General features: G+C 44.5%; 5 protein-coding genes. All 5 read left to right on the top strand.

Annotation, left to right across the window (positions count from 1 at the left end; all coding sequences use genetic code 11):
- The first annotated feature begins 42 nt into the window (after positions 1-42).
- The 5 genes from L6I86_RS01120 (at position 43) to L6I86_RS01100 (ending at position 11,342) form a co-directional block, all read left to right on the top strand.
- Positions 43-1,359 (top strand): ABC transporter substrate-binding protein, encoded by a 1,317-nt coding sequence (locus tag L6I86_RS01120; protein WP_236284074.1) that lies wholly within the window; start codon positions 43-45, stop codon positions 1,357-1,359.
- A gap of 68 nt (positions 1,360-1,427) precedes the next feature.
- On the top strand, positions 1,428-2,309 hold the full coding sequence (locus L6I86_RS01115) for a carbohydrate ABC transporter permease (protein WP_236284073.1): 882 nt from the start codon (positions 1,428-1,430) through the stop codon (positions 2,307-2,309).
- 1 nt (position 2,310) lies between these two features.
- The gene (locus tag L6I86_RS01110; protein WP_236284072.1) at positions 2,311-3,207 is read left to right on the top strand and encodes a carbohydrate ABC transporter permease; all 897 of its coding nucleotides are present in this window, start codon (positions 2,311-2,313) and stop codon (positions 3,205-3,207) included.
- Positions 3,208-3,255: 48 nt separating this feature from the next.
- Complete coding sequence (locus tag L6I86_RS01105) at positions 3,256-4,917, top strand: helix-turn-helix domain-containing protein (RefSeq protein ID WP_236284358.1); 1,662 nt, start codon at positions 3,256-3,258, stop codon at positions 4,915-4,917.
- 86 nt (positions 4,918-5,003) lie between these two features.
- Positions 5,004-11,342, top strand: coding sequence for an endo-alpha-N-acetylgalactosaminidase family protein (locus L6I86_RS01100; RefSeq protein WP_236284071.1), 6,339 nt, complete (start codon positions 5,004-5,006; stop codon positions 11,340-11,342).
- The last annotated feature ends 1 nt before the right edge of the window (position 11,343 follow it).

Below are 11,343 nucleotides of genomic sequence, written 5' to 3'. Positions count from 1 at the left end.
ATCAACCGAATCAAAGAAACATTCATTGGAGGGGTTTCAAGAATGGGAAAAAGTAAATTCGTAAGCACAGTGCTAGTGGGCGGACTTGTTATGCTGAGTGCATTGACAGGATGCTCCAAGGACACGGCAGCACCTGCAGCAGCTTCCGTTAAACCAGCCGAAAGCAAAGCGGCAGCTGCGACGCCAAAACCGGCGGATCCCGTTAAGTTAAAACTTGCGATGTGGGATGCCAAGGGAGATCTTAAGTTTTGGACAGACAAAGTGAAGGAATACACGAAGCTGAAGCCGAACGTGACCGTAGATATTGAGATGGTGCCGGATAACGGCGGTCAATACTTAAAGGTACGATTAGCTGCCAATGATTTACCAGATCTGTTCTACCTCAAGCCTGCGCATATGCAAATTTACAAACAATCCCTTCTTCCACTCGATGACTTAGTTGGGGCGAAGAATAATAAGTTCCCAGCGAGAATTGATGGGAAAATATTAGGTGCACCGCTCGTTTCTTTCTCGGAATTTGTCTACTTTCACCCAAGTATCTTTAAAGAGTTGAACTTGGATGTGCCGAAAACGATGCCTGAGTTCTTATCCACGATGGAGAAAATTAAAACGAATGGTAAATATACACCAATCGCCATCGGCGGTAAGGAAGACTGGACGTTCTATCCATTCATGGAGTTCGGCCCTCACATCCTCTCTGGGGATGAGAATTACTTAGCGAATTTGGCTAAGACGCCAGAGCCTTTCGGTGAAGGCAGTACATTTGATAAAGCTGGGAAAATCATCAAAGAAATGTCCACGAAGAAGTTGGCAGGACCGGATGCTCTATCCATATCTTTTGATCAATCCACACAGTTATTTGAATCTAAAAAAGCGGCAATGATCGCTGCGGGTCAATGGTACTACGGCGACTACGCGACGAAAGTAAAAACGGATGAAGACCTTGGCGTATTCCCACTTCCTTTCCGTAGTACAGAAAGCGAGCCACTAACATCTATGACTGTATCCGATATGAATATCGGGATTAACAAAAACAGTAAAAATGTAGAAGAGGCCAAAGCATTCTTCGACTGGATGTTCAGTAAAGATGTGTACCAATCCTTCATTAATATGGCGCAACAGTTCTCAACGATCAATGGTGTGAGCACAGACCTTCCTTTCTTTAACAAATGGACAGAAAAGTATCCGTTTAAACCATTTATTTACTCAGCTACGGATGAAGGCTTTGCTAAAGTGAGCGGTGCGGCACAATTTGATTTCAAAAAAGCGGCACAGGAAATATACTCCGGTAAACCAATCGATACCTTGGAGAAAGAACTGAACAATAAGTGGAAGAAAGCGGTTGAATCGAACAAATAGGTAATTAAATAGAGGGTGCTATCTGAGCGATTAGAATAGTGCCCTCTCTTGTATACAGGAGTGATTACATGAATTATCGCATGCAGCAGAAAGTCGTCATCGTTTCGTTTCTATTCGTACCCGTTGCGCTCTTACTTTTGTTTCTGATCTATCCGACTTTGCAGTTGTTTCGCTACAGCTTTACTAGCTGGGATGGGTATAGCCCAAGTTTTAAGTACATTGGCTTGAACAATTATAAGCAAATGCTGTTTGATTTTCCAGAAGCTTGGCATGCCATTCGAAACAACGTCATCTATTTTGTTTTACATGCGATTGCCATACCACTTGAAATCATCATGGCTGTACTCTTAACAAGAACACTGCGAGGGAGCGCGTTTTTCCGCTTCTCGGTGTTGATGCCTTACATTATTAATGGTATCGCGGTAGCTTATATGTTCAGCTACATTTATAACCCGATCAATGGTCCATTGAATGAGCTATTGAAAGCAATAGGGCTTGAATCATGGATTCAAAGCTGGCTAAGCGATGCGAAGATTGTTAATTATTCCTTGGTCGTTGTTTCTTTATGGCGTTACAGCGGCGTGCATATCGTGTTGTTTCTGGCGGGACTGCAATCCATTCCGAAAGACCTGTATGAAGCGGCTGAAATTGATGGAGCGAACTTTTGGCAACAGCAAAGGTATGTAACGCTCCCAGGCATCCGACGCGTGATCGAAATTATTTTGTTCATGAATGTATCTGGAGCCCTTCTGCAATATGACATTCCGCTTGTTATGACGAACGGCGGTCCAGGCAGTGCAAGCAGTACATTTGGACTCTTTTCACTCCAAACGGCATTTACTTACAACAATTACGGTCTGGCCTCAGCGATGGCAGTTATTCTCTTGCTCATGATTATCATTTTTTCATCGTTGCAAGCATGGATCGTGAAAGACAGGAGTGAGGCTTAACATGGAACGTGCACTATCACTTGAACAAAAGAGAAAGCAGCCGTTGCCAAGCCGTACGCGATCAATGAGCAAACAGCGAGTAGCTGCTAATATCGTGTACTATGTGCTTTTTACGTTGATGGCTATCCTGATTTTCGTACCCATTTTACTCGTCGTATTCGGCTCGTTTAAAACGAATTTGGAGCTCGCCGAAACATCGCCGTTCTCGCTTCCGAAGAGTTTTCTACATATCGATAATTACGTAGGTGCTCTGAAAGAAGGCAACATGATTCGCGGGCTGGGGAACTCATTCCTGCTTGTCGTGTTGAGTATGCTTGGCAATATGCTGCTCGGGACGATGACCGCGTTTGTGCTCAATCGGTTTCAGTTCCGCATGAAAAAGTGGATTCTCCTGCTCTTCATGATGTCGATGATCATTCCGGCCTACACGACAGAAATTGCTCGCTTTCAACTCCTGCATACACTCGGCGTTTATAATACGCTCGGGGCACCGCTACTTATTTATATTGGAACGGATATTATGCAGATTTACATTTACATGCAATTTCTCGAAAAGATTTCGGTACAGCTTGATGAGAGTGCTATGCTGGATGGCGCTTCTTATGTTCGAATCTTCCGTTCGATCATTTTCCCACTGCTGTTACCTGCAACGGCAACGCTTGCGATCTTAAAAAGCGTAACGATTATGAATGATATCTTTGTTCAGCAGTTATATATGCCTGACAAGAAATTGGCGACACTGGCTACTTCCTTAACTTCATTCGTGAGTACGCGCAGTTCAGACTTGTCTATGCTCTGTGCAGGTATTATTATCGTTTTATTGCCGAGTGCCATCTTCTATATCGTATTTCAAAAATATATTTTTAAAGGACTTATGGATGGAGCGGTGAAAGGATAAATACGAAGGATTCAACTTCACAGATGGGAGATGGACAGGTTGTTTAAAATGATGATTGTCGACGATGAACCGCTCGTTCGTCTAGCGCTTCAACATATGATCGACTGGGATAGTATGGGCATCCAGGTGGTTATTGAAGCTGGCGATGGCATGGAAGCTCTTGCTATTCTGGAGCAGCAAGGCGATATCGATCTGATGCTGCTTGATATTGAGATGCCCAGACTGGGCGGCATTGAGCTGCTGCGAGCGCATCCGGCAATTGTACAGAAGCGAAGACCTGTCGCCATCATGCTGAGTGCCTACAGTGAGTATAGTTATGTCAGAGAAGCCTTTGTGCTTGGCGCAATTGATTTCATCGTGAAGTCAGATATGGATGAGGAACACCTCGTTCCTGTTGTTTTGAAGGCACTCAATGAACTTCGAACGCAGGAGACGTTAACGTCTGTCGTCGAACGTACGGATGAAGAGATCGATCGGAAAAGTGAAACCATTCGACAGCTCATATCCATCAATCCACAGCAGGATGAATCAGCCTATGCTGCCGCAGGGGTTGGTATCACGGAGTGGCTTGAAGAATCGAATCAGTTGGTTGCCGTGATTACCATCTCGCAAGGCTCATCTGAGGGCGCAAGGATGGGGAGAAGCTTAAAAGATAGTCATACGCAGCGCTTTATCATGCAGTCCGTGCAAACCGTTCTGGACGCCACGTCAATGAAGCATCTCTTATATGGGAAGAGCCAGTCCGAATATGTACTATTTTGTTCGTTCGCAGCGTTACGAAGTGAAAGTATGATTCGAGAAAAAGTGCAGGCTGCCTTCTCTATGATTCAAACGCGACTTAATCAATATGTCAATGTGTCCGTCTCGATTGGGATTAGCGATCTAGCAAGCGGCATGAAGGTATGGTACCGGTTGTATCAGCAAGCAGCCCATTTGGCCTCGATGAGTTATTTTGCCGGATTTAATAAGGTATTCTATCCTGAAAGCTGCATGGAGCTGGGGAAGTACGGTGCTGAGAGCGGAATTGAGCATGCCCGTAAGCTGCAGGTTACGTTGAAATCAACGGGAGCAGGGATTGCACAGCTGCTAGAGCAAAGTAACGCCCAGTTATGGTCTAAGGAATTTGAGCAGATGGAGCTGTTGCTTGGGCAAACATGGGGCTGGAGACCGCAAGATGTCCACACCGCGTTTGAGGATTTGCTTTGGGAGCTTGGCGGGCTGCTGTATCGCAAAGGGATTCGTTGGGATGACCTCGACGAAGAACTCCAGCATCCTTTTGAATATATGAAGAGTTTGGAGACATTGGATGAAACGAAAACCTGGCTGCATCGCATGTGTAGTCAGTTATTTCAACACATTCACGGAATGACGACAGAGGCAAACTATAGCGGTGTTGTCACACTAGCGAAGCAATTTCTGGATCTCCATTATATGGAGGACGTCAACCTCACGTTGATCAGCGATATGGTTGGCGTTAGCGAAGGGTATTTAAGTAAGCAGTTTACCAAAGAGGTTGGATGTAATTTTATCCAATATTTAACAAATTTACGCATTGAGGAATCGAAAAGGTTAATGAAAAAGAAGGGCAATAAAATTACGGATATTGCTGAAACGGTCGGGTATTTGAATGTCGAGCATTTCAGCAGAATGTTCAAGAAAACGACAGGATACAGTCCGAAGCTGTATCGGGAGAGTTTGATGAACGGGTAGTGGTATAGGATGATAAAGTGTATTTTCGCTGAAGATACACTTGATTCATTATGTCTTCAATGATACATGTCGTATCATGTCGAGTATTGTCGGAACATGTAAGACCATTTGTGGCATCGGCTTATGGCAAAACATCCGTTGATTTGGACTGGAATCAATATAAAAAGGCTGATATCGGAGGTAATAAGATGAGGGCAACTGGACGTAAATTAAGCATTATTCTTTCAACTACACTCATAGCTACCAGTGTATTACCATTACCAGGTGCGTTACAGATGTTTGGCAATGCTACAGCATTGGCAGCGAGTGGTCAGAGTGTGACTTACACGAACAATTTTGAAGATGGAACAGAAGTCAATCTCTCGGATAAAGGGACAGTAACGTCCGACACAGCGGTAAGCGCAAGGGCTACCTACTCGGAAATGAATGGACAATTTCTAGCTGCCAAAAATCCGAACGGCGGCAATGAAATCTTTTATTTTAACGATATGCCTGATGTGGCTAATGGGACATTTGAAGCCAAGCTGAACATAGACGGAGGGGCTTCTGAGCAGTTCGGATTCATAGCCAGATATAAGGATCCAACGCATTATGCGATGGTTTCCCGTGACGCGAACGGTTGGTTGTGGGATGGGTATAATGGTGGCAGTGAAGTGTGGGGTTCTTATCTGAACAAGACAATTAAATTGGATCCAGGCAAAACGTACGCCTTCAAAATGACATTCAGCGGGGATACGTACGAAGTCTATCTAGACGGCGCGCTTGTGTACACGTCAACCTCAGGGGGCAAGCTTCCCACAGCAGGTGGTAAGGTTGGCTTTCGCTCCTACTTCGCTGCAAAGACATTAAATATTGATGATGTGAAAGTGACGGATAGTGATAAGGGGAATGCGGTCGTCTATACAAGGAATTTTACGGATGACGCAACGCCGGGCTTACAAATGGGAGCTGCAAGTACAGTCGTTCCTACGTACTCATTCAAAACACCTTTATCAGGCTTTAATGGAAAGGTTGCACAAATTACGACAACCAATGGCGCAAGCCAAGTTGTTGATAGTAAATCGCCATTAGCGATTAACGGAACCTACAGTACCAAACTGCAACTAGACGGCAATTATAGCTCGGCTGGACTGTTGTTCCGATATGTCGATGAGAGTAACTGGAGTTCAGTTAGAACCGATAGTGCTGGGAATTGGACATTGACGGGTAAAAAAGACGGTGCAGATGTCTCGTATAACTTAACGAGTACGCCTCAACCTCTAAGTTCAGGTGTGGTACACAATGTGGGTGTAGATTATGAAGGGGATACCTATACAGTTACCGTGGATGGTACAGAAATCTTTACGGGTACTCAAGTGGGGATGTCCGTTGTGAATGGCAGTCAGGGTTACACTGCAAGCTCCACGGGGACATTAACGACCTTTATGGATGATATGCAAGTTACATATAAAGAAAGTGACGTCTACACGCCGCCGAAACCAACGACGTACATTCGGAATTATAACGATGGCTTAACGGGTACTTGGAATAAAATCGATGGGACAGCCTACACACCGACGCCAGCTATCGTGAATAATCAGCTGAACATGACCAATATGTTTGGGGAAATCTATGATAACGATTCGTTGCCGATTCAAGATGGTACTTACACCATCAAGTTCAGAACAAATATTGATACGGGGCGTATCGGATTTATTTTCAGATATATCTCACCATCACAGCCTTACGCGATGATTTATTATAATACGAACGGAAATTGGGGCTGGCAAACAGATGCATCGCATTACGGCGATTTGACCACCAGCGGGCCTAATCTAGCAGCCAATACGGACTATACGCTGAAAATTAAATATATCGGCAAAAACATTAAAGTCTGGTTGAATGATAGTTTGGTTGTCAGTGGAAGTGCGGATTTCCCGGTTGCCGAAGGTAAGGTAGGCTTGAGAAGCTGGTTCACATCGAAAAATATAACGATCAGCCAAATCTCACAGGAAGCTTATATCCCGCCAACACCGCCACAACCGACAGCGTTACAACCGATTTCGATCGCATCAGACAAATTGAGTGTAACCATGGATAACCGCTTCCCGACCATACGCAGTTATACGTGGAATGGAAGTGAGGCTCCGAATGCAACTTTGCAAGGTCAAAGCGATTTTCTATACAATGTGAAAATAAACGGCAATGACGGCTTTGCAACGGTACAAAGTGCAACGAAAACGGCAGGGGATACGGTCGTTTATCAATTAGACGTTCCCGTCGTAGATGATAACTCAGAAGCTGCAGCAGGCACAGTGAAGATGACAGTGACTTATAAAGTCACAGGCAATATCGTTAATATGGCAACGCATATCAATAGTGAGCCTTCGGGTTATAAAGTACGAACCGTGGAATTCCCTAATCATAAGTTAGTTACGGTGTCGAGCAGCAATCCCGAAGCACAAGGGGCGTCCTCTTGGGTAACTGGGGAATGGAATCAGATGAATGATGAGTTCTATACCAATGACGCCATTTATGGAACGAAATTAAAAGATCAAACGGTAGACAGTAAGCTAAGAACGTATGGTTTTGTTAGTGATGGCACATTGGCGGCAGCGATCATGAATGACGTTGTAGATACACCAGCCAAAATTGTCATGAACATTGCAGCGGAGCAAGATGGTACCAATAAGCAGCTTTCGATGTGGAACGGGGTTTGGAAGGCAAGAGGAGATATCATCGATGACAGCAAATTCCCGCCTAAATTGGATTTCTCATCGAAAATTATTATTTCACCTGATCGGAACGATGATCACACGGCAGATTGGAAAGATGCAGCGATTGATTTCCGCAGTGTTTGGTCGGAGAATCTCCTTCCCGGCGCAAGCGAAATCAATAATTATGTCTCTTATATCGCCATGAACTTCAACAGCTTAGCGCAAAACCCATTCTTACGTACATTGGATAACGCCAAGAAGCTTTATAATTTGTACGATGGATTCGGACAGCTTATTTTGGAAAAAGGATATCAAGCAGAAGGGCATGACGACAGTCATCCAGACCTCGCTGGCCACTTCGGCATTCGTGAAGGTGGGCTGAAAGATTTTAACACGCTTGTTGATGAAGGGTTAAAATACAATGTGAAAGTCGGCGTTCATACCAACATTGATGGCCAAGATCCAGATGCTTACTATGCCAAACCGGAAAATTGGGGCAGCACAAGCTCGAACTATGACTGGGTTGACCCTACATATCCGTCTGATCGAGCCAAAGATTTAGCTGGTGGAGATTTGGAGAAAAGGTATACACAGCTTAAACAAGAAGTTCCCAATCTTGCGATGATTTACGATGATGTATATAGCGGAGCAGGTTGGCATGCAAATCAATTTGCTAATGTGATTCAGAACAAATTAGGCTTCTGGTTTGCAACAGAGTTCTCTGGACCCCTGGAGGAAAATGTGATTTGGACCCACTGGGGAACCGATCCTTATTATCCTAGTAAAACGCCGGGCAGTCAGATTATCCGTTTTATTAAAAACCAATATCAAGATACGTTCCAAGCACCAAGCCCGTATACCAGTGTATTGCTAAGAGGTATGCTGCAAGCAGGAGTTGGTACTTGGCAAGGTAGAACGGACATTCAGAACGGAATTGATTTATTTTATAATAATAATTTGTTAACGAAATATATGCAGCACTTCCCTATTCTTAATACGACACATGATGCTTCTGGTATGGATAAAACAGTCGTTTTCGGGGGCGGAGTCGTCGCTTCCTTGGATGAATACCATGCAGATAGCGCAGATTCGAACTATCTCATTGGCACGGCTTCGCTTAAAAAGGACGGCAAAACGATTGCCAAATATGATGTGCTGAATCATAAAGACTGGGGAGATATCGGTGTTGGCCAATTGGATGTAAGTAATCAAAAAAGCCAATTGTTCTTACCGTGGGATCCACAAAATGAATCCAAGATCTACTACTGGAATCCCAAAGGTGGTTCAACAACGTGGGAATTGCCAAACAGCTGGAGCGGCTTGTCTTCCATTGAAATGTATAAGCTGACGGATACAGGACGTGTTTGGGAGCGTACGCTGCCAGTTGCCAATGGTTCCGTAACGATAAGTAATACAACCATCGATGTTCCGTATGTGATCTACAAATCCAAAGCGGATGAGCAAGGTGCAGATACGCAGCAAGCTGGCGATTTCGGATTCGGCGGACCTGTGAAGGATCCAGGTTTTGATAGCGGTGCATTTGCATCCTGGGAGAAATCTTCCTTGGCGAACGCTACAGCTGGGAACGTAACGGCCCAGCATGATTCATTGAAGAATAACTTCCTGAAAGTAAAGGGCGCGGAAGATGCTACGATCACGCAGACTGTATATGGTTTACAAGCAGGCAAAACCTACTCTGCCTCAGTCTGGGTAGATATTAATAATGCTTCAACATCCAATGGCAGCGAAAATAAGTCCCGCAGTACGTCCGACAGAACAGTTACGATTGGCGTGAAAAACTACGGCGGACCTGAAGTAACGAATTTCATCACTTCATCGAAAATTAAGAACTTAGAAGAGCCTAGTAAATTCAAAAACACATATTATCAACGCATGAAAGTCGATTTTACGGCTGATGCTACCGGGAAAGCAACGATCTATCTAAAAGCGGATGCAACAAGCGTTGCGAATTCCAACGTGTGGTTTGATGATGTGAAGCTGTGGGAAAACCCAAGCAAAACAGATTTTGGTACACATTACTTCTACGAAGACTTCGAAAATGTCTCGGAAGGCTATGGACCATTTATGTTTCAAGCGGCATCAAGCGGAGGTCAGACGCATTTGGCTGAGAAGGTGAGCGATGCAGTGAAAGCTGCCGATCCAACCATTTCGCAACCGATGACGTACGTCATTAATGGGAATTTCTCCTTGAAGTCAAATGAACAAGATTTCATTTCAAATGCAAGTACACCGCTTGTTGCTGAACTACTGGCAACTGTGCCATCAACGCTGAAGCTATTGCCAAATACCCATTACAAAATCAGTATGAATTATGAGGCGAACAAAGCCGGGCTGTATCGTCTATCAGCCAAATCAAGATCGAATGGTCAGACGTATAGCGTACCTTTATCCACTGCCACAGGTACAGGTAAATCTCTCATACCGGGATTTACGCTACCCATTATCAAATCAACAGGTACTGCGAACGCGGTATTAGATTTTGAAACAGGTGCCAAGGACGATTATTACATTGCTATTGAGTCTGTTAAACAAACAGCACAGCCGCAATTATCAGCGATTGATGTTGTCTTGATTGTGGATGATTTAATTGTCGATGATTTAACCAATCCGCAAGCGCCCACAGCTGCACAAGTTGCTGCTGGAATTACGAGTATAGCAGCTCCTGCACAGGATGCAGGCAGATTGACACTGCCAAACGTTCCAGCCGGTTATACCATTGCAATTAAAAGTACGGATCATCCAGCTATCATTCACATGGATGGAACTATTGTACCATCCAGTGCGGAGAACACAGTGAATCTCGTTTTGGAAATAACGCGGACATCCGATGGTACCAAAGCGGTGACGGTGAGCTTGCCCGTTGTCGTACCAGCTCAATCGGAAGAACCTAATAAAGTTCTACTCGATGGTGTGAATACGGTGATGGCTGGAGGCACGTTTGATTTGAACTACGGATTGGCCAATACTGCGGATAACATCTTAGCTCAGGATTTGACGTTCACCTATGATCCAGCAAAAGTAGAATTCCATGGTGTGGAATCTGTCAGTAATGGTTTGACCATTGTAGACAAGAAACTAACAGAAGGTCAGGTTCGAATTCTTGTTGTCAAAATTGGAGGTCATGCAGAAGCAGTTGCTAACGACGATCTGTTGCAGCTTCATTGGAAATCCAAATCACTTCATGAATCGTCGAGTACCACGATTACGATTTCAAAGTTGTTGATCGCCAACGCCGTTGGAGAGGAAACAAGTCTCGCAATCACTTCGCATGGCATATCCATTGCGTATGTGGATAAAGCGTCGTTGCAAGCGCTCATATCGGAGGCTCAGCAATGGCATGATGGGGCAGCGGAAGGCACACTCGTCGGCCAATATCCAGTTGGTTCCAAAGCGAATTTACTTGCGGCCATTAATTCGGCGATTGTGGTCATTAATAATGTATCTGCAAGCCAAGATGACGTTGCACAAGCTGCGAGTGCATTGAATGCTGCCCTTGCAACCTTCAAAGCTTTAATAATTACGGGAACAGCAGGCGATCTAAACAACGATACGAAAGTAAGTATCGGTGACTTGGCTATTGTTGCGAAGCACTATGGAGCAACTTCGGCGGATGCGGACTGGAATTCCATTAAAGCTGCAGACGTTAATCAAGACGGCGTGATCGATATTGCGGATTTTGCTTGGATTGCTACTAAGATTTTAAACTAGT

Origin of the sequence: Paenibacillus allorhizoplanae (assembly GCF_927798215.1) — a bacterium.
Lineage (GTDB): Bacteria > Bacillota > Bacilli > Paenibacillales > NBRC-103111 > Paenibacillus_E > Paenibacillus_E allorhizoplanae.
Note: the sequence above shows the minus strand (reverse complement) of the source record. Positions and strands in the feature narration are given on the sequence as shown.